The 20,442-nt window shown below is 58.7% G+C and carries 17 protein-coding genes; 11 read left to right on the forward strand and 6 right to left on the reverse strand.

The features are described 5' to 3' along the window. Positions 1–125: 125 nt before the first annotated feature. Positions 126–3,608: an indolepyruvate ferredoxin oxidoreductase family protein gene (locus tag HX814_RS27710; RefSeq protein WP_106803947.1), complete on the forward strand. Its 3,483-nt coding sequence runs from the start codon at positions 126–128 to the stop codon at positions 3,606–3,608. Positions 3,609–3,648: 40 nt separating this feature from the next. Beyond that, entirely contained in the window at positions 3,649–4,878 is a 1,230-nt protein-coding gene (locus HX814_RS27715) for a pyridoxal phosphate-dependent aminotransferase (protein WP_218175068.1), read from the forward strand. On the opposite strand, the gene HX814_RS27720 is transcribed toward HX814_RS27715, so the two are convergent. Further along, positions 4,796–5,614, reverse strand: coding sequence for an AraC family transcriptional regulator (locus tag HX814_RS27720; protein ID WP_106803946.1), 819 nt, complete (start codon positions 5,612–5,614; stop codon positions 4,796–4,798). The genes HX814_RS27715 and HX814_RS27720 overlap by 83 nt on opposite strands. A 75-nt stretch (positions 5,615–5,689) precedes the next feature. Beyond that, the gene (locus HX814_RS27725) at positions 5,690–6,715 is read right to left on the reverse strand and encodes a GlxA family transcriptional regulator (protein ID WP_177009972.1); all 1,026 of its coding nucleotides are present in this window, start codon (positions 6,713–6,715) and stop codon (positions 5,690–5,692) included. Between the two features lie 96 nt (positions 6,716–6,811). Between HX814_RS27725 and HX814_RS27730 the strand changes: the two genes are divergently transcribed. From HX814_RS27730 to HX814_RS27760, 7 genes are all read left to right on the forward strand, one after another. Further along, complete coding sequence (locus HX814_RS27730; RefSeq protein ID WP_106803944.1) at positions 6,812–7,528, forward strand: NAD(P)H-dependent oxidoreductase; 717 nt, start codon at positions 6,812–6,814, stop codon at positions 7,526–7,528. A gap of 17 nt (positions 7,529–7,545) precedes the next feature. Beyond that, positions 7,546–8,361, forward strand: coding sequence for an enoyl-CoA hydratase/isomerase family protein (locus tag HX814_RS27735; protein ID WP_177009973.1), 816 nt, complete (start codon positions 7,546–7,548; stop codon positions 8,359–8,361). A gap of 18 nt (positions 8,362–8,379) precedes the next feature. Then, positions 8,380–9,147, forward strand: coding sequence for an SDR family NAD(P)-dependent oxidoreductase (locus HX814_RS27740; RefSeq protein WP_177009974.1), 768 nt, complete (start codon positions 8,380–8,382; stop codon positions 9,145–9,147). A gap of 151 nt (positions 9,148–9,298) precedes the next feature. After that, a complete protein-coding gene (locus HX814_RS27745; RefSeq protein ID WP_177009975.1) occupies positions 9,299–10,564 on the forward strand; it encodes an OprD family porin in 1,266 nt (421 codons plus the stop codon). A gap of 154 nt (positions 10,565–10,718) precedes the next feature. Beyond that, positions 10,719–12,404, forward strand: a complete 1,686-nt coding sequence (locus tag HX814_RS27750; RefSeq protein WP_177010024.1) for an AMP-binding protein — start codon at positions 10,719–10,721, stop codon at positions 12,402–12,404. A gap of 59 nt (positions 12,405–12,463) precedes the next feature. Continuing rightward, positions 12,464–13,234 carry an enoyl-CoA hydratase/isomerase family protein gene (locus HX814_RS27755; protein WP_177009976.1) on the forward strand — a complete coding sequence of 257 codons (771 nt, stop codon included), beginning with the start codon at positions 12,464–12,466 and terminating at the stop codon, positions 13,232–13,234. 13 nt (positions 13,235–13,247) lie between these two features. Next, entirely contained in the window at positions 13,248–14,078 is an 831-nt protein-coding gene (locus tag HX814_RS27760; RefSeq protein WP_177009977.1) for an amidohydrolase family protein, read from the forward strand. A gap of 19 nt (positions 14,079–14,097) precedes the next feature. Here HX814_RS27760 and panB read toward each other — a convergent pair whose 3' ends face one another. Both panB and HX814_RS27770 read right to left on the reverse strand, forming a co-directional pair. Continuing rightward, on the reverse strand, positions 14,098–14,931 hold the full coding sequence (panB, locus tag HX814_RS27765; protein WP_177009978.1) for a 3-methyl-2-oxobutanoate hydroxymethyltransferase: 834 nt from the start codon (positions 14,929–14,931) through the stop codon (positions 14,098–14,100). A 25-nt stretch (positions 14,932–14,956) separates the two neighbouring features. Continuing rightward, positions 14,957–15,574, reverse strand: coding sequence for a LysE family translocator (locus tag HX814_RS27770; RefSeq protein ID WP_177009979.1), 618 nt, complete (start codon positions 15,572–15,574; stop codon positions 14,957–14,959). Positions 15,575–15,722: 148 nt separating this feature from the next. On the opposite strand from HX814_RS27770, the gene HX814_RS27775 reads away from it, so the two are divergent. Further along, positions 15,723–16,175 carry an Lrp/AsnC family transcriptional regulator gene (locus HX814_RS27775; RefSeq protein ID WP_177009980.1) on the forward strand — a complete coding sequence of 151 codons (453 nt, stop codon included), beginning with the start codon at positions 15,723–15,725 and terminating at the stop codon, positions 16,173–16,175. Here the strand turns inward: HX814_RS27775 and HX814_RS27780 are convergent. Together HX814_RS27780 and HX814_RS27785 are read right to left on the reverse strand one after the other, a co-directional pair. After that, positions 16,095–17,534 (reverse strand): MFS transporter, encoded by a 1,440-nt coding sequence (locus HX814_RS27780; RefSeq protein WP_177009981.1) that lies wholly within the window; start codon positions 17,532–17,534, stop codon positions 16,095–16,097. The two genes, HX814_RS27775 and HX814_RS27780, sit on opposite strands and share 81 nt — an antisense overlap. A 141-nt stretch (positions 17,535–17,675) precedes the next feature. Beyond that, positions 17,676–18,608, reverse strand: coding sequence for a LysR substrate-binding domain-containing protein (locus HX814_RS27785; protein ID WP_177009982.1), 933 nt, complete (start codon positions 18,606–18,608; stop codon positions 17,676–17,678). 111 nt (positions 18,609–18,719) lie between these two features. Between HX814_RS27785 and HX814_RS27790 the strand changes: the two genes are divergently transcribed. Next, positions 18,720–20,441, forward strand: coding sequence for an acyl-CoA dehydrogenase family protein (locus tag HX814_RS27790; RefSeq protein WP_177009983.1), 1,722 nt, complete (start codon positions 18,720–18,722; stop codon positions 20,439–20,441). The last annotated feature ends 1 nt before the right edge of the window (position 20,442 follow it).

A 20,442-nucleotide genomic window follows, 5' to 3' on the forward strand; every position in this document is an offset into this window, starting at 1 on the left:
CTTACCGCTTAGCCCCAAAGACAGACGTAATACGCGCGGCCGCCCCATGCAGCCGCGTGAGGTCAAGTCGCGCCTGCTCTTAACTAAAAACAATAAATACCCCAGCCAAGGGGTGGAGTTGAATGATGACCCTGAAGACCGTCCAGCTTGACGATAAATACACGCTTTCCCATGGGCGTATTTTCATCACCGGCACCCAAGCCCTGGTTCGATTGTCGATGACCCAGCGTCAGCGTGATCAGCAGCAGGGCCATCACACGGCCGGCTACATCTCCGGCTATCGGGGCTCGCCGTTGGGCGGTCTGGATGATCAGTTGGGCAAGGCGAAAAAGCACCTTGAGCAGCACCACACCCTGTTTGTGCCGGGTATCAACGAAGATCTGGCGGCCACCACCATCTGGGGGGCGCAACAGGCTCATCTGAGCGGTGAGGGCAAGTACGACGGCGTGTTCGGCATGTGGTACGGCAAGGGACCCGGCGTTGACCGCACAGGTGATGCGTTCCGGCATGCGAACCTCGCGGGCACCGCGCAGTTGGGCGGGGTGCTGGTGCTGATGGGCGATGACCATACTTGCGAATCGTCCAGTACTTGCCACCAGAGCGAATTTGCCATGGTCGACGCCATGATTCCGGTGCTCAGTCCGTCCGGCGTCCAGGAAATCCTCGACTTCGGTCTGATCGGTTGGGCGTTGTCGCGTTACAGCGGCTGCTGGGTCGGCATCAAATGCGTCAAGGACACCGTCGAAGCCACGGCGACCATTGACGTGGACATAAACCGCGTGAAGATCCATATCCCCCAGGACTTTGCCCTGCCGCCGGATGGCCTCAATATCCGCCAACCCGACACCCCACACGCACAGGAAGCGCGGCTGCACCGCTACAAGCTGAATGCGGTGCGCGCCTTTGCCCGTGACAACGCGCTGGACCGCGTAGTCATTGATGCCCCTGGCGCTACGCTTGGCGTGATCACCCACGGCAAGAGCTACCTGGATGTACTGCAAGCACTTGACGACCTGAACCTCAGCGAACAGGCCGCCGCTGTCATGGGGTTGCGCATTTACAAGGTCGGGATGGTCTGGCCTCTGGAACCCAAAGGCGCGCTACGTTTTGCCGAGGGTCTGAACAAAATCCTGGTGGTGGAGGAGAAGCGCAGCCTGCTCGAATTCCAGCTCAAGGAGCAGTTCTACGGCCGCGCCGTCGCCCCGGTCATTGTCGGCAAACTGGATGAGGCGGGCCAGACGCTGTTCCAGTCGGAAATGGCCCTTGACTCCAACCAGATCGCTATCGCCCTGGGTGAACGCCTGCTCGAACTGGGTAGCAACTCCAGCCTGCGTCTGCGCATTGAAGAGCTGCGTGCCTACCAAGTGGTTAAGGGCGACACCGAGTTGCTGGCACGCAGTTATTACTTCTGCAGCGGCTGCCCGCACAGCTCGTCCACGGTGCTGCCGGAAGGCAGCAAAGGCTACGCCGGTATTGGCTGCCACTGGATGGCGCAATCCATGGACCGCTCCACCCTGGGCTACACCCATATGGGCGGCGAAGGCATGGTGTGGGTCGGCGAGGCGCCGTTTTCCAAGCGCAAGCACATGTTCCAGAACATCGGCGATGGCACCTATTTTCACTCCGGGTATCTGGGCATACGCGCCGCCGTATCCGCCGGCACCAACATCACCTTCAAGATTCTGTTCAACGACGCCGTGGCCATGACCGGCGGGCAGAAACACGATGGCGCATTGACCGTGCCGGCCATCGCTCATCAAGTCAGTGCCGAAGGGGTCAAGCGCATCGTGGTGGTCAGCGATGAGCCCCACAAATACCCGCTGGAGACCGCCTGGCCCGCCGGCGTGACCTTCCATCACCGAGACGAACTCGACAACGTCCAGCGCGAGATCCGCGAGGTGCAAGGCACGTCGGTGCTGATCTACGACCAGACCTGCGCAGCGGAAAAGCGTCGGCGCCGCAAGCGCGGTACTTTCCCCGATCCGGCCAAACGCATCGTGATCAACGACCTGGTGTGTGAAGGCTGTGGTGACTGCGGCGTGAAGTCCAACTGCGTGTCAGTGCAGCCGGTGGAAACCGAGTTTGGTCGCAAGCGTGCGATTGATCAGTCTTCCTGCAATAAAGACTATTCCTGCGTCAACGGCTTCTGCCCAAGCTTTGTCACCGTTGTTGGCGGCAGCCTGAGCAAGCCGGAGGCGGCCGTGCAGGGGCAGGCGGTACCGTTGCTGCCGGAACCGATGCGGCCGAGTATCGATGATCGGGTCTACAGCATTTTAGTCGCGGGCATGGGCGGCACTGGGGTCGTCACCATTGGCGCCATTTTGGGCATGGCTGCGCACCTTGAAGGGCGCGGCTGTGGCTTGCTCGATATGGCGGGCCTGGCCCAGAAGGGGGGATCGGTGTGGAGCCATCTGCGCTTCGGCCCCGACCCGCAGTCGATCAAGACCATCCGTATCGCCGCCGGTGGCGCCGACCTGGTGCTGGGCTGCGACCTGATTGTGGCGGGCAACACCAAGACCCTCGCGGCAACGCGCCATGGCAGCACCTACGTCCTGGCCAACACCCAGGAAACCATGCCGGGTGCCTTTACTCGCAATGCCGATATGCAATACCCCACCCAAGCGCTGCGGCGCAATATCGTCGAGGCGGTGGGCCAGGATCATGCCGAGTTCGTAGATTGCGGTCGCATCGCCACAGCGCTGTTGGGCGATAGCATCGCCGCCAACATGTTCATGCTCGGGTTTGCTTACCAGCGCGGGCTGATTCCTATCTCTGCGACTTCAATCGAATCGGCCATCGAACTCAATGGCGCGGCCAAAAAGATGAACACAGAAGCCTTCCGTTGGGGGCGCCAGGCAGCGGTCAACCCGCAAGCCGTCGAGCAATTGCTGGAGTCCAAGGCTGCCGGCCAGGGTGTGCGTATTTCACCGGAGCCCGTCAAGACACTGGATGAGGTGATCGCTGTCCGTCAGCAGTTCCTTACCGAGTATCAGAACAGTGCCTACGCCCAACGCTACAGCGCCTTGGTCGAACAGGTACGTAACGCAGAACAACGGCTCGGCACTGGACGTAGCGAACTGACCCAGGCCGTTGCCAAGTACTACTTCAAATTGCTGGCGATCAAGGATGAGTACGAAGTCGCACGCCTGCATGTAGAAAGCGGTTTCCTTGACCGCATCTCCCAGCAGTTTGAAGGCGACTACAAACTGGTGTTCAACCTGGCCCCACCGCTGTTTGCCAAACGCGCGCCTGATACCGGACTGCCGAAGAAAAGCGAATTTGGCCCCTGGATCGTGCCGGTGTTCCGCCTGCTCGCCAAGCTGCGTGGGCTACGGGGGACTGCGCTGGATGTGTTCGGCTACTCCGTCGAGCGCCGTCAGGAGCGCGCGCTGATCCAACGCTACGAGGCGGTGATTGCTGAGGTATTGCCGCTGCTGGAGGACGGTGGCGCGCATTACGACACGCTGCTGGAGCTGGTTTCGCTACCCGAGCAGATCCGCGGTTATGGGCACGTTCGCGCCAAAGCCATGGCGTTGGCCAGGCAGCGCGAAAGCGTTTTGCTGGATGTGTTGCGCGGTCGTGTGATCGCGCTGAAAAAAGTGGCTTGATTCACCCAGGTCGCACCGATTATCAATGGAGGATAAAACCATGAACTCACTGATCAAACCGCCCGTTATCGCCGCCCGTATGGACGATGTGGCGCCGTTTCATGTGATTGATATCCTGACCCGCGCCAAGCGGCTGGAGGCGGAAGGGCGCGACATTGTGCACATGGAGGTCGGCGAGCCCGACTTCCCGACACCCCCCGCCATCATTGCTGCCGGCCAGGCGGCCCTGGCCAACGGCAAGACCACCTACACCCCGGCGCTGGGAATTCCCGAACTGCGCCAGGCAATCGCCGATTACTACTTGCAGCGCTATGGCGTCACGGTGCCGGCGGCACGCATCGTGGTGACGGCGGGTGCTTCGGGTGGGCTGTTACTCGCACTGGCCTGCCTGGCCGAGCCGGGCAGGGAATGGTTGCTGACCGATCCTGGATACCCGTGCAACCGCAATTTCGTGCGAATCTTTGAGGGCGTGCCTACCTCGATTCCGGTGGGCGAAGCGCATAACTTCCAGCCCACCCTGGCTGACCTTGAAGCCCATTGGAATGATTCGACCGCCGGCGCGCTGTTTGCCTCACCGGCCAACCCTACAGGCACCATGCTCAGCCTCGAACAGGTCCGCACGTTCGCAGAATTTATCCGCGCCAAGGGCGGGCATTTTATTCTCGATGAGATCTACCAGGGCCTCACCTACGACCAGGAGTCCACCACCGCACTGCAGTGCTGCGAGGGCGTCTGGATCGTTCAAAGTTTCTCCAAATACTTCCAGATGACCGGCTGGCGCCTGGGCTGGCTGGTGGTGCCAGAAGGCTATACGCGGCACATCGAAAAGCTTGCGCAAAACCTGTTCCTGTCGCCGTCGGCACCAGCCCAGTACGCGGCGCTGGCAGCCTTTAAGCCCGAAACCCTCGACTTGGTGGAAACGCGTCGCATGGAGTTCCAGTGCCGTCGCGACTTCCTTTCTGCCGAGTTGGCAAGGTTAGGCTTTCGTGTGGTGGCCAAGCCGGAAGGCGCGTTTTACATCTATGCCGACTGTTCAGCATTCACCACCGACAGCTTTGCATTCGCCATGACGCTGCTGGAAGAGGCTGGGGTGGCAACGGGGCCGGGTCTGGATTTTGGGACCAATCAGCCGGAGCGCTATATCCGCTTCTCCTACACGACCAGTATTGAAAGGCTCATAGAAGCGGTTAGTCGTATGGAGCAGTTTCTGCAGGTGCGCCATGCTCTGGGAAAAGCCAACGGGAAGGGGCAATCCCAAAACTGCGCGTGAAGTGCCGGGACATATGGCTCTGGTCGAAGAAGCCCGCATCGACCGCGGCTTTGGACAAGGTCTGCCCGGCTTGTACCAATAGTTTTACGCGGCTTAGCCGGCGTGCGGTGATGTAGCGATGGGGGCTGGTACCGTAGAACACCCGAAAATCCTTTGACAGGCTCCAGCGGTCGCGCCCCGCGCACTCTGCGAGCTCGTCAAGGGTGATTGGGCCGTCCAGGTTGTCATGAATATAGTCCCGCGCCCTGCGCGCGGCCTCGAAATGATGGGCCGTGCGTGTGCGGGGTTGGCCGGTAACGGCCGCGAGGGTGGTCACGAAGGATAGCAGTGCATCTTCTTCAGACATGGGATCGAGGTCTTGCGCGTGCAAGAGTTCGAATACCGTCGTCGTCAGACGTGGGTCCTGGGATACCGCGTTTTTCAGGAACGGCAACGGTTTGCCCTGGAGGATTTGTTGTACCAGCGCGGGCGGCAAGTACAGGCCCTGATAGCGAAAGCCAGCGTCGGTACCGGCGCGGCCATCATGCTGTTCGTCGGGGTGCACTACCATCACTTCACCAGGGGCGCAAACTTTGGCCTCACCTCGGTAATTGAAGCGGTGCGCGCCGTGCAGCGTGATGCCGATCGCGTAGGTATCGTGCTGGTGCGTGTTGAACGCATGGGTGCCAAAAAATGCTTCGAGTCTCTCTATGGGGGAGGTCTGCGGCGCGTGTCTGACCCAGTCTTTTGTCTGCATCGGGAGCGGCTACTCAGTGATTTCCCGCAGAGTACGTCTGCACTGGGGGCCGTGGCTTGCACGTTTGTGGTTGGACTATCGTTGTCGATTGCCACCCGTTGTCGCGAACCGACTGCGATAAGCGGCTGGCGTCGATCCCACTTGCTGGCGAAACAATCGCGTAAAGGAACTGGCGTTCTGATAACCGACTTGATTGGCAATCTCCTCGATGCTCAGATCGCCGCTCTCGAGCAGGGTCATGGAGATCTCAATACGCAGATTTTGCAGGTAGGCGAGGGGCGTTGTCCCCAGCACGCTGTTGAAGTGGCGGATCAGCGTACGCACGCTGACTGACAGCGCAGAAGCAAGCTCAGGCAGGCTTATATCCTCGGCGAAGTGCTTGAGCAGCCAGTGCTGTGCCTTGGCGACCATGGTGTCGCTGTGCACCGTTTCCATCTGCAGGGGCAGATAAGGCAGTTGAGTGGTCTGGCTGGTGTCGATAAGCATCGTTTTGGCGGTCAGGGTCGCGGTATTCGCGCCACAGAAATGCTCAACCATCCTGACCCCTTGCAGCAGATACGATGCATTGGCGCCGGCACACCACAGGCGGTCTTCCTCAGTCACCATCGAGCGCAATTGCAGGTTCACCGTGGGGTGGCGCTCGCGAAACAGCCGCTCCAGCCACCAGGTGGTAGTGGCCTGGCGGCCCTGCAATAAGCCTGTTTCGGCAAGCAGGAAGGTACCCGTGCAATTAGCGGCCAGCACCGCGCCCTCGCGCCATTGCGCCTTGAGCCACTCTAACTGCGGAGCGGCGGATTCGAGCATCTGTTCGAAAGCGTCATGCCCGGCGTAGTACAGCCCCGGAATAAAGATCATATCGACCTTCTCTTGCGGCAGTGGGGTGGCAATGTTCAACGCCAATCCATTGCATGCCGTGACGGGCTTACCCTTGTTCGACACGAACTGCCAGGAAAAAGGCCGGGCAATGGCTTTACCGGTCTTGTGTTGCTGGCGACTGAGGTGCGCATTGGTGACATGGAACACGTCGGCGATGCCGGCGAGGCTGGAGGCATAACAGCCATCGAGGGCAAGAATGGCGACGCGTACCGGGGCGATTTTCATAATGGCAAATTACGCATAAAAATAGTCATTAATGCCAATTTAGCACCGCGATCCGCTTCCGTACAGTGAGCTCATCAGCCATTGACCGGAGCTTTCATGAACGTACTGATTGTCCACGCGCACAACGAACCGCAGTCATTCAACACGGCCATGTTCAACCTCGCTGTGGAGGTGTTGAGCGGGCAGGGGCATGAGGTGGACGTGTCTGATTTATACGCGATGAACTTCAACCCTGTCGCCAGCGCCAGCGACTTTGGCCAGCGCGCCAACAGCGAGCACCTGGTCTACGCCCTGGAGCAGCGCAACGGTTACACCACTGGCACCCTCGCGCCGGACATCCTCGCTGAACTGGAGAAGATCAAGCGCGCCGACCTGATCATCTTCAACTTCCCGATCTACTGGTTCAGCATGCCGGCGATCATGAAGGGCTGGTTCGACCGCGTGTTCATTTCGGGGTACTGCTATGGCGGTGCACGCATTTATGACCGCGGAGGCTTGAAGGATAAAAAAGCCATGCTCGCGTTCTCCCTGGGCGGGCAGGACCATATGTTTGGTCCCGGCGCTGTGCACGGTGAGCTGGAAATCCTGTTGCAGCCCATCCAGCGCGGTGTGCTGGGCTATGTCGGTCTTACGGTGCTGCCGCCATTCGTGGCCTTCCATGTGCCCTATATCAGCCAGGCGGCGCGTGAGGACTACCTGGCGAAGTACCGCGAGCATCTGTTGACCCTGGATCAGCGTGCCGCGCTCGAGTTTCCGTCGCTTGACGACTACGACGAAATCCTGCGCCCAAAACCTTCGACGGCTCACGCGTGAAGGTCTGCGAGGTCGATATGACAGCTGCTTTAAACACAGATGCAGGCGTTCAAGTCGAACGCCAAGGGCTCATTGGTTTCATCACGTTGAATCGTCCTGAGACGGGCAACAGTGTGGATCTGGGCATGGGGCTGGCGCTGAGAGATGCGGTGCGCTCGTTGGTAGTGAACCCGCCAAGCGTTGTGGTGCTGCGCAGCAGTGGCGCGCACTTCATGGTGGGGGGCGATGTGCGCCGCTTCGAGGCTTTGTTGAATGTCTCCAACGCGGCGTGCGCCGATGAGTTGGAAACCCTGATCAGTGCCGTCAACGAAGCGGTAACCGGGCTGACGCAATTGCCCTGTCCGGTGCTGGCTTTGATCAACGGCGCGGCCGCTGGCTTTGGCCTGTCGCTGGCCTTGGCATGCGACATTCTGGTCGCGGCCGACGATGCAAGCTTCCTGATGGCGTACAGCGCAATTGGCGCAACGCCAGACGGCGGTGCTACCTGGCATCTGCCACGGCAGGTTGGGTTGCATCGGGCCATGGCCATCGCGTTGTTGAACCCGAAACTGAGCGCCGCGGACGCGAAGGCCGCGGGCCTGGTGACTGAAGTGGTGCCTCGCGATGAACTACACACCGCTGGCCTGGCCATCGCCCAGCGTTTGGCCGACGGCCCCGCGGCGGCGCATGCGGGGATCAAACGCTTGCTGCGTAGCGGCCTGGACGCAACCCTGGAAACGGCCTTGGCAGCCGAAAAAGCCACGTTCGTGGCGGTTTCCGCCAGCGCTGACTTTGCAGAGGGCGTCGCCGCGTTCTGCCAGCGACGCAAAACTCAATTTGGTGCTTCTCGTTAATTCTCCAAGAGGTCTTTCATGAACATCGAAGGTTCGGTTTTTTTCATCACGGGTGGTGCTTCAGGGTTAGGCGCTGCCACAGCCAAATGGTTGGTCGAGGCCGGTGCCCAGGTAGTGTTGGCTGATCTCAATACAGCGGCAGGTGAAGCGCTGGCGAATGAACTCGGAACGGCCGCGTTGTTTGTGCATGCGGATACGGTCGACGAACACTCCATGCAGGTCGCTATTGATAAATCGTTGAGCCGCTTCGGTCGGGTGGATGGACTGATCTGCTGCGCCGGCGTTGCGCCTGGGCAGAAGGTGCAGAGTAAAGTGGGGCCGCATGACTTGGAGACCTTTGCACGGGCAATCACGATCAATCTGGTGGGTACGTTTAACGCCATCCGATTGACCGTCGCCGCCATGAGCAACAATGTGCCCAATGGCGATGGCGAGCGCGGGGTGATCATCACGACCGCTTCCGTGGCCGCCTTTGATGGGCAAATCGGTCAGGCGGCCTATGCGGCATCCAAGGCTGGCGTGGTTGGCATGACACTGCCGATTGCCCGCGAGCTGGCACGTGTCGGCATTCGAGTCGTGACCATCGCCCCCGGCATCTTTGAGACGCCGATGCTGCTGGGTCTACCGCCAGCAGTACAGGAGTCCCTAGGCAACACGGTGCCGTTCCCGTCACGCCTTGGACGCGGTAGCGAGTACGCGCAACTGGTAGCGTCGATCGTGCAGAACCCCATGCTCAACGGCGAGGTGATTCGCCTCGATGGTGCACTGCGCATGGCCGCCCAATAAGAAGTAACGCAAGTTACAGCTTAATGTGAACAGGAAGTTTGAATAAGTTTGGTGACGTTGGGAGTCATTCCAGCGGCACTAAAGTGTGCGTCACAGTCGAAAACAATAAAAAACAGCAATAACAATAAAAATAGCGAAAGGTAGACTAACCATGCATTTCAACTTCGGTACAGTTATGCCCGCACTCTGCGCAGGCGCGGCCCTGGGTATTGTCGGATCGGCTCACGCAGACTTTCTGGGGGACAGTAAATCCACTTTGGAACTGCGTAACTTCTATATGAATCGCGACTTCCGACAGGGCGGCTCGGCGCAAAATAAAGCAGAGGAATGGGCGCAAGGATTTATGTTGCGCTTAGAGTCCGGCTACAGCGAGGGCCCGGTAGGTTTCGGTATTGATGCCATCGGGATGCTGGGGCTGAAACTGAACTCCAGCCCTGATCGGGTTGGCACTGGCTTGCTCAAGACCAATGCGGTCGGCCCAAAGCGTGCCAAGGATGAATATGGCGAATCTGGCTTTACTGCCAAGGTACGTATCTCCAAGAGCACCTTGAAGCTCGGCACAGTCCAGCCGGTGTTGCCGCCTCTGATGCGCAATGACTCACGCCTTATGCCGCAGACCTTTCGCGGGGCCTGGTTGGCCAGTAACGAGATCGAGGGTTTAAACCTTGACCTGGGCCGTCTTGATCGGGTCAATCAGCGCGACTCTTCGGACAATGAAGTGATGACGGTCTTCAATGGCGGCAAGCGCAATATAGTGCTGGGAAGTGCCAAAACCAGTGATGAATTTCTGTTTGGCGGAGGTCGTTATCAATGGACCCCGACACTGTTCACCAGTTATTACTACGGTGGTCTTGATGGCATCTACAAACAACACTTGATCAATCTGGTGCACCAATTGCCGTTGGGGGGTGGGCAAAGCCTTAAGTCCGATATCCGATTTGCACACTCGGGTGCCGATGGCGGAAGTAACGTGGACAACGATGCTCTGGGCGCCTTGTTTACCTACAAAATGCTTGGCCACAGCTTCAGCGCCGGCTACCAGCACCTAAGCGGTCGCACCGGTTTCGCCTACGTCAATGGCGCGGACGATGCTTTGCTCAACCAGGTACAGATCAACGACTTTGGCAACCGCGATGAGCATTCATGGCAGGTGCGCTACGACTATGACTTCGCCGCGTTGGGCATTCCCGGGTTGACCCTGATGACCCGCTATCTCTCGGGTGACAACGTGGACCGCGGGGCGGGGCTGAGCGAAGGCAGAACCTGGGAGCGCAACACGGATCTGGGGTATGTCATTCAGAGCGGACCACTGAAAAACCTGGCGTTGAAGCTGCGTAACGCCACCACCCGCAGCAACTTCCTGAGTGATCTGGATGAGAACCGCCTGATCGTCAGCTACAGCTTGCCACTCTGGTAGGCCCGAAATAGTCGCAGACTGGCGCACACCCGCAGGGAATTACTGGCTTGGCAAGATTGGCATAAAAAACGTCAATTTTGCCAATGTGCCAGCGCTGTCGACTCTCGTACTGTGCATACAGGCACAGCAGTACTTCAATGTTGAGACAGACACGATGAACACAATAAAAAGAAGTTATTCGCGTGGCGCGGTTCATATTCCGTTGATAGAGAAAACCCTGGGAGATTTCTTTGACGACGTGGTCGCGCGATTTCCCGATAATGAGGCGCTTGTTTCGTGTCATCAGAATATCCGGCTTAGCTATTCTCAACTTCAAGCTGAAGTAAACCAACTGGCGAGTGCCCTGATTGCGTTGTCACTGGCGCCAGGCGATCGTGTGGCCATCTGGGCAAACAACAGCGCCGAATGGTTGATAACCCAACTGGCGACGGCCAAGGTCGGGATCATCCTGGTCAACTTCAATCCAGCCTACAAAACCATGGAACTTGAGTACGCGTTGAACAAGGCGGGCTGCAAGGCATTGATCACCCTGTCGGCATTCAAGACCACCGATTACCTGCAAGTGATCAGAACGATTGCCCCGGAAATCACCACCTGCGCGTCTGGGCAGCTCAGTGCTGCGAGGCTGCCCGCGTTGCATACGGTGATCCACCTGGGCGAGGAGCAAGTGCCCGGTTTTATGCGCTTTCGCGATCTGATGAGCCTGGGGAATGCCTTGGACGAGCGCGTCCCGCGTGTCGCGGCGACGCTGAAGAACACTGATGCGATCAACATCCAGTTCACCAGCGGCACCACGGGCTCGCCTAAGGGCGCAGCGCTGACCCATCGCGGCATTCTCAATAATGGATTTTTCCTCGGCGAGGGCATGAGCCTCACGGCCACTGACCGTCTGTGCATTCCCGTGCCGTTGTTTCACTGCTTTGGGATGGTGGTTGGCAACCTGGCGGCATTGAGCCATGCCAGCACCATTGTCTACCCAAACGATACGTTTGACCCGGTGCGCACCCTTGAGGCAGTACAGAATGAGCGCTGCACCGCCCTGCATGGGGTGCCGACGATGTTCATCACCGAGCTGGACCACCCACGGTTTCACGAATTTGACCTGTCCACCTTGCGCACCGGCATCATGGCCGGTACGGCGTGCCCGATCGAGGTGATGCGCCGCGTTCAGCGCAACATGCATATGCGCGATGTCACCATTGCCTACGGCATGACCGAGACCAGCCCCGCCAGCTATCAAAGCACGTGTGAGACACCGCTGGAAAAACGTGTGTCGACCATCGGCAAAGTGCATCCCCATCTGGAAGCCAAGGTGGTCCACCCTGAGTCAGGAGATACTGTGCCGACCGGTGTAGTGGGGGAGTTGTGTATTCGCGGTTATTCGCTGATGCAAGGCTACTGGAATGATCCGGAAAAGACCGTTCAAACCATCGACAGCGACGGCTGGATCCACAGCGGCGACCTGGCCACGATGGATGCCGAGGGCTACGTCAGCATCACCGGGCGTATCAAGGATATGGTGATACGCGGCGGCGAAAATATTTCCCCGCGCGAAATCGAGGAGTTCCTGTATCAACACCCGGCCATTCAGGATGCGCAGGTGATCGGTGTGCCGGATGAGAAGTACGGCGAGGAGCTGTGTGTCTGGGTCATCGTGCGCCCAGGCCTGGTGATCAACGAAGACGAAATACGCGAGTTCTGCAGCAGCCAGATCGCTCGTTACAAAATCCCACGCTACATACGCTTCGTAGACGGCTTCCCGATGACGCTCTCCGGCAAGGTACAGAAGTTCAGGATGCGCGAAATCATGGAAGAAGAGCTTGCGTTGGCTGTGTGCTAGAGCGTTGCTGACATTCAATGATGCGCCAATTCAGAGGCGCCACCGATAAGGAGTGAAACATGGCATGGCAGATTGAAGTGATGGAGGGGTGTGCGGTTGTGCGCATGAATACTAACAAGGTCAATGTGCAGAACGACACCTTCTTCAAGGACCTGCATGATGCCTTCGATCGGCTCGAAACCGAGTTCAGCGAGTTGCCGGTGATTCTAACCGGGCAGGGCAATGCCTTTTCAGCCGGTATCGACTTCAAGTACAGCTTTGATGTATTTGGCAGCCAGAACAACGAGCGAATCCGCCAGTGGTACGCCGAATACCGCGCGACCAACCTGCGTATTTTCCAGTACCCGCGCCCCACGGTGGCAGCGATCAACGGGCATGCCATTGCCGGCGGTCTGATCACGGCTCTGGATTGCGACTTCCGTATCGCTGCGCGCAAAGAGGCCAAGTTCGGCCTCAACGAAGTGCCTATCGGTATTCCGATGCCCGCCGCGTATGTGGAAATCATCAAGTACGCGTTGGGTGATCAGGTCGGCGCGCTGACCACCCTCAAGGGTGAGCTCTATTCGCTGGAGCAGGCCGAGAAGCTCGGGTTCTTCCATGAGGTGGTGGAGGAATCGCAACTGCTGGCCACCGCGATTGCCTATGCGCGCTGCATTACCCCCGATTGCAACGTGGCGTATGCCATGTCCAAGAAGGCCTTGCAGGATTCGGTCATGCAGCAGATTGACCTGCGTACCACGCTGCTCGACCAGGAACTGCCCACCGGCATGAGTGATGAGGGTAATCGCCGGGCCCAGGACAAACGCCGCCGGGAAATCATGGGTGAATAGGAGTTAAAACGCCGTGGAAATAATCGACGCCTGGATGCAGTTTCCCAACAAGCGTTTTTTGCAGGACTCGATGTTTGAGTCATTGCGGCGCTGGCCAACAGCATGGAAGGCTTTAGCCGAAAATACCCCTGACATCACCACGGCCGAGGCGCTTGAGACCTTCCGAAAGGGCGGAGTATCCAAGGTCTTTGCCAGTGCCTGGTGGGGGCCGGCTGGGCCGATGATCACTAACGAAGAAGTGGCGGCTGCGGTCTCGGCGCAACCGGAGCGGGTCATTGGCGTAGCGTCAGTGGACCTGAGCCGGCCGATGGATGCGGTAAGGGAGTTGCGTCGTTGCGTCAGGCAATATGGCTTCAAGGCCTTGCGCGTGTTGCCCTGGCTATGGGGGCTGCCGCCTGATGACCGCCGATACTATCCGCTATACGCCGAGTGCATCGAGCTGGATATCACCTTCTGTTTGCAAGTGGGCCATGCAGGCCCGATGCGCCCGTCTGAGCCCGGGCGCCCGATGCCTTATCTGGATAACGTAGCACACGAGTTTCCTGAGCTACGCATCGTCGGTGGACATATCGGCTTTCCGTGGGTGGCCGAAATGATTTCCCTGATGATGAAGCACCCGAATGTCTACGTGGATACATCGGCCTACAAGGCGTCGCGGTTTCCTGACGAGCTGGTGGCGTATATGCGTGGGGCGGGAAAGGGGAAGGTATTGTTTGGCACAAACTACCCGATGCTGACGCCGGCGGATTGTCTGGATGGACTCGCAGCCTTGGGTCTGGACGATAATGTCCGGCGTCTGTTCCTGGCGGAGAATGCGCGCCAGGCGTTCAAACTGAGTCGTTGAAACGCCTGGGTTCCGAGGGTCAGAACGTATGTTCAGGCCCCGGGAACTCGCCGGCCTGCACCTCTCGCGCAAAATCACTGGCGGCGGTATGGAGCACAGACCTGAGGTCCGCATATTGTTTGACGAAGCGCGGCAGCCGGCCATTGCGCAGCCCCGTCATGTCCTGCCAGACCAGCACCTGTGCATCGCACTGGTTACCTGCGCCAATGCCAACGGTCGGAATCGATACCGCTTCAGTGATCTCACGGCCTACCTCGCCCGGCACCATCTCGACCAATAACGCAAAGGCGCCGGCTGCCTCGAAGGCCTTTGCACTATGGATCAGACGTTGTGCGTCTTCACCGCGCCCCTGCACCCGGTAACCACCCAGCTGATGCTCCATCTGAGGCGTGAAACCAATGTGCGCCATGACCGGAATACCGCAGGTCGTCAGCTTCTCGACCTGAGGCAGCATTTCAATGCCGCCCTCCAGTTTGACCGCATGGGCGCCGGCCTCTTTCATAAAGCGCACGGCAGTGTGAAAGCATTGTTCCGCCGAGGCCTGGTAGGAGCCGAAAGGCAGGTCGGCAATTACCAGCGCTCGTTTCGTTGAACGACTGACTGCGCGCACCAGCGGGATCAGTTCGTCCACAGTGACCGAGAGCGTAGATTCGTTGCCATAGACATTGTTGGAGGCCGAATCACCTACCAATAGTACCGGGATGCCGGCCTCCTCGAAGATGGCTGCGCTGTACATGTCGTAGGCGGTGAGCATCGCCCACTTCCGGCCCTCCATCTTCATCTGCTTCAAGTGCGGAATACGGATACGAGAAGCCGGTTGGGCATTGCCATAGGGTGCAGGCTGATCAGTCATTCTTGTCGCCTCACTGAAATAGGGGTTAACCCAGTAATTGCTCGATGAACAATACGATCGCGATAAGGATCATGGCTGCACCGGAAAAGCGACTGACACGCCGTGCCGCAGCAGGCCGTGCCCGCAGCACTGTCTGGGATCCATAGCCGACCAACAGATAAACCACTGCGCAGCTCAGCGTATGAACGAGCCCCAGCGCAATCATCTGCATAGGTACCGGCCAGGTCGCCGTGCTATCGGTGAATTGCGGCAGCAGGGCCAGGAACAGCAGGAATACCTTGGGGTTCAAACCACTCACACACAGCCCCTTGATCGCCCAGCGTTGCCACGAATCGGACACCTGAACCTGATCAGCGTGGGGCGTGGAAGGGTGAGCAATCATATTCACGCCCAGCCACAGCAGGTAGCCCGCGCCGGCGACAGTCAGCACTGACAAGGCCAGTGGATGCCTGGCAACCAGTGTGCCGACACCGCCAGCAACGATCAGGGTGGCGATGATATGCCCGGACAGCAACCCACCGATGGCAGGCAGGACCACGCGGCCTTTCAGCCCTGCCGAAATCGCATAAGCCCAGTCCGCACCAGGTGTGATCACGAACAGAATAGATACGGCCCAGAAGGCAACGAAGATACTCAAGGTCATGCCGCTGCCCCCCTTCGTTGGTGACTCATACATCTTTGCATCGTGGCGCCTCGCGCAATAATGAACGCGAGGAAGAATAATGAAATATTGTTAGAATGTGCTTTCAAATACAGTCATCGAAGCGCTTTGAATTGGGAGAATCTTCCGGATGGATGAGATTGATCGCAAGATTATTTCAGAGCTGCAAAAAAATGGTCGCCTATCGGTAACGGAATTGGCTGAGCGCGTGGGCCTCAGCCTTTCACCGTGCCATCGTCGCGTGCGGGCGCTGGAAGAGTCCGGGGTATTAATGGGCTATCGTGCGCAACTGGACCCCGGCGCCCTTGGCCTCAACTTTTCTGCCATGGTGTTTGCGACCCTGCGTGAGGGTGACAAGGCCGCCGTTCATGCGTTCGAGGCTGCGCTGATGCAGATTCCTCAGGTCATCGATGCCCAACGATTGTTCGGCGAGCCGGATTACCTGCTTCACGTCATTACCCAGGACCTGCCGGCCTTTCAGCGGCTCTACGATGAGAGTCTGTCAGCCTTGCCCAATGTGCAACGGTTGACCTCGACGCTCGTCATGAAGCGAGTTATCCAGGATCGGCCGCTGCCCGTGTGACGGTTGCGTCGACGCTGTAACTGCCTCGCCGGCCAACTCATCGGCGTCTGCCTGTTCCGCGCAGGACAGCTCGGAGGCGTTATGCCCGATACGTTTGAGCAGCAGCAGCATGCACGCCAGCGACACCAGGGCATAGGAAGCCGAAGCGATGGCCACCCCAATGATGCTGCCGGTGGAGTTGAGCAGCCCCTGGGCAAGGACGGGGGTGGCACCGCCTACCAACAGTGAACAGAGCTGGTAGGCGATCGACAAACCGCTGTAGCGCACTTTTGTGGGAAAGGCTCGCGCGAGAATGCCACCGACGGCGCCGTAGAACATCGAGTGCGGAATGGTCGCCAGGCACATGCCCACTACCGCAATCCAATAGATCTTTGTTTCGACGGCAAAGAACATCGCCGGCATCAGAATCAGTTCGGGAATCACCATAAAGGCGACGGCTTTGCGCATATCTATCTTCGACACCAGGATGGCGCCAAAGGGCTGGGCGATGAACTGGACGATCAGAGAAATAACGATGACGCTGAGAAAAGTGCTTTGTGCATAGCCCAGTTCCTTGGTGGCCCAAGACAGCGCAAAGGTGCTTTTAAAGTAAGTCACATGGATGATCGGCAGCACGCCGGCGCCCAGCAGCACGATCTGCCAGTGATTGCGCAGCACCTCCAGGATTGGCAGTTTGACCGTCTTCTTTTGCGCCATAAGACGCTTCATGTCGTCGGACTCTTCGAGCTTGAGACGGATGACCATGCCTACGATGACCAGCGCCGCTGATAGCAGGAATGGGATCCGCCAGCCCCACAGCATGAAGTCTGTCACCGGCAGGGCGCTCAAACCGAAAAACACCAGCGTCGCCAGCAGGTTGCCGGCGGGCGAACCTTGCTGGGCGAAGGCGGCGTACAGGATGCCTTTACCTTTGGGCGCGTTTTCACTGGCGATGAGGATGGCGCCACCCCATTCGCCGCCGACGGCGACCCCCTGAATTACCCGCAGTACCACCAGCGCGATCGGCGCCCAGATGCCGATTTGCAGGTAGGTCGGAAGTAAACCGATGCACGTGGTAGCTATGCCCATCATCACCAGGGTGATCACCAGTGTGGTTTTGCGGCCAATCTTGTCACCCAGATGACCGAAGATAATGCCGCCTACCGGGCGAGCGATAAATCCGGCCCAGAGCGTCAGGAATGAGAGGAGGGTGGCAGTGCCAGGGTTGAGGTCTGAGGGAAAGAACACTTTGCCGAAGACCAGTGCAGCCGCGATGCCGTACGCGTAGAAGTCATACCACTCGATTGTCGTGCCGATAAACGAGGCAACACCTGCCTTGCGAGCTCTTTTGTGAGCGGCAATATCCTGGGCGGTATTCATAGTGAGATCCTGTTGTTTTTATTGGAAACAACCCTTCTTCACTGCGCGAAGGGTTATGAGCGGATCGGCCCGCCAAGGCACACGCAAGGCCGATAGCTCAGAGCCTATACAGCCAACAGTGATAAAAATAATGATTAAAAATTATTGCGTGATACGGGATTTCGTATCGTTGAGGTCATTGGTAGAGGGGAGCGTAGGCTGCAACGTTTTGAACCGTTCCAGAAAACTTTGCGCGGCGGCGGACGGCGTTGCGGCCAAGCGGATGGCGTGAATTTCGGAAAGTGCGCCGTCCCCATTGATCGCGCAATAGCGCACGCCTTCGCGCAGGGTCTTGGCCAGGGTTTGTGGTACAAGCGCCACGCCCATTCCGTAAGCCACCATGGTTACCACCGTCTGCCAGAGGCGTGTTTCGTGGCGGATGCGCGGGCTGAAACCTGCGTCGACACAGCGTGCGATGATCAGGTCGTGGTAGTGCGGCGACACCGTGCGCGGGAACAAAATGAAATCTTCATCTGCCAGCGCCTGCAGGTCGATGCTGTCGCGGTCAGAGAGCCGATGTGACGTTGGCAGGCAGCAGACAAAGGGTTCGCGCAACAGCCGTTCGCACTCGATGCTGTCGGGGAATTTGCTCCAGTGCACAAACCCAATATCGATTTGCCCGCGTTGCAACGCCTGGGCCTGTTCCGCGCTGTTCATCTCCATCAGTACGATCTCCGTATCGGGGTGGTCCTGTTCGAAGGTTTTTACCGCCTCGGGCAAACCGCGGTACAACACAGAATTGACGAACCCCACACTCAAGCGACCGGCAAACCCTTGGGCGGAGCGCAGGGTCAGGCGCTTGGCCTGCTCGGCACGCAATAACAGGTAGCGCGCTTCATTGAGCAGGACCTGGCCCGCATTGGTCAGGCTCACCGACTTGTTATTGCGGTTCAGCAACTGGATATCCAACTGACCTTCGAGCTTCTTGATGTCAAAACTCAGGGCCGGTTGGGAGATGAACAGCCGTGTGGCAGCGCGTCCAAAGTGAAGCTCTTCGGCCACCGCAACAAAATAACGCAGCTGTTTGAGATCCATGGCACGCCCTCGGCTTATGATAATTTTTTATTATCGTAGTTGATTTATTTTGTATTAGATACTTATCGATGCTGACCCTACTCTGATTCCACAAGAACCAGGAGAGTCACCATGAATGCCGTGTCCAAAGCGCTCCACGACCCCTTGAATATTCCTGATAGTCGTGGCCTCAATCTGTTCGAATGTGACGCCGGCCTTGCCGCGCTGCTAAAGGTTTACCTGCCCTCCGATCTCTATCAACACTGGTTGCCGACCTGGCAACAGCTGGGGGCTCGGGCCGGTAACGAACTGGATGTACTGGCTCTGTCGGCCGACAAGAATCCGCCCAAGTTGTTGCCGCGCACCCGCCGTGGTGAAGACATCCAGAGCATCCAGAAGCACCCGGATTTTGTCGAACTGGAGCGCGTAGCGTATGCCGAGCTGGGCCTGGCAGCCATGAGTCACCGCGATGACGGGACGCTGCCACTGGTCAAATATGCCCTCACGTTTCTGTTTGTGCAGGCCGAGTTCGGCCTGTGCTGCCCCGTGAGCATGACCGACTCCCTGACGCGTACCTTGCGAAAATTCGGCGCGCCGGAACTGGTGGCGCGCTACCTGCCGTCCCTGGTCTCTCAGGACTTTGACACGCTGTTCCAGGGTGCCATGTTCATGACCGAGCAGGCTGCCGGTTCGGATGTGTCGCGCACTCAAACCCGCGCCACGCTTAAGGACGGCGAATGGCTGTTGAGCGGCGAAAAGTGGTTTTGCTCCAACCCGGATGCCGACCTGGCAATGGTCCTGGCGCGCCCGGATGACGCCCCGGACGGGATGTCCGGTGTGAGCCTGTTTTTATTGCCAAAGCTGCGTCCGGACGGTTCGCGCAACGCCTACCGGATTCAGCGTCTGAAAGACAAACTCGGCACACGCTCGATGGCCAGCGGTGAAATCACCCTGGAAGGCGCCACGGCCTACCTGATCGGTGAAGTGGGGCGCGGTTTTCAGCAGATGGCCGACATGGTCAATATGTCACGTCTGTCCAATGGCGTGCGCGCCGCCGGCCTGATGCGGCGCGGCGTGAACGAGGCCTTGTATATTGCTCGGCACCGTCGCGCGTTTGGCAAGCATTTGATCGAGATGCCATTGATGCAACGGCAATTGCTGAAAATGATGCTGCCTACCGAGCAGGCGCGCTCGATGTTTATGCAGATTGCCACGTTGCTGCCCAAGGCGGATGCGGGCGATGAAGCGGCGCGCAAGTGTGTACGTATCCTCACGCCACTGATCAAATTCCGCGCCTGCCGCGATGCCCGCCGTGTGACGGGTGACGCCATGGAAGTACGTGGCGGGATTGGCTATATCGAAGAGTGGAGTGATGCGCGGCTGGTGCGTGATGCTCACCTGGGCTCCATCTGGGAAGGCACCAGCAATATCGTGGCCCTGGATATCGGCCGTGCCGTCGTCCGTGAACAAGCGCTTGAACCGCTGCAGCAGCACCTGTCGACACTGCTGGCCGATGCTGGCTTGCCCGCGCAGAGCCATTGTCTGTTTGCAAGCCTGTTGGATCGCACGGTGGCGCGTATGTCGACCGTCGCCGGCGAGCGACGTGACGACGAAGTGCGCCAGGCCGGTAGTGCCCTGTATCACATCGCCACGGCGATTTTCATGGCGTGGGAAGCCAGCCAACAACCGGATAACAGTCGCCGTTTGGCCCTGGCCCATTTGTTATTGCAACACAAGCTGCTGCCCCGCGACCCGCTCAACCCTGAACCCTCGATCGACGCGCAATTGCTGTCACGCCTGGCCGACGAAAGTCCGCTTTCTCGCGCCGAGGCCATGCAGCTGCTGCCGGTTTGAA

Origin of the sequence: Pseudomonas sp. C8002, from assembly GCF_013385765.1 — a bacterium.
Taxonomy (GTDB): Bacteria; Pseudomonadota; Gammaproteobacteria; order Pseudomonadales; family Pseudomonadaceae; genus Aquipseudomonas.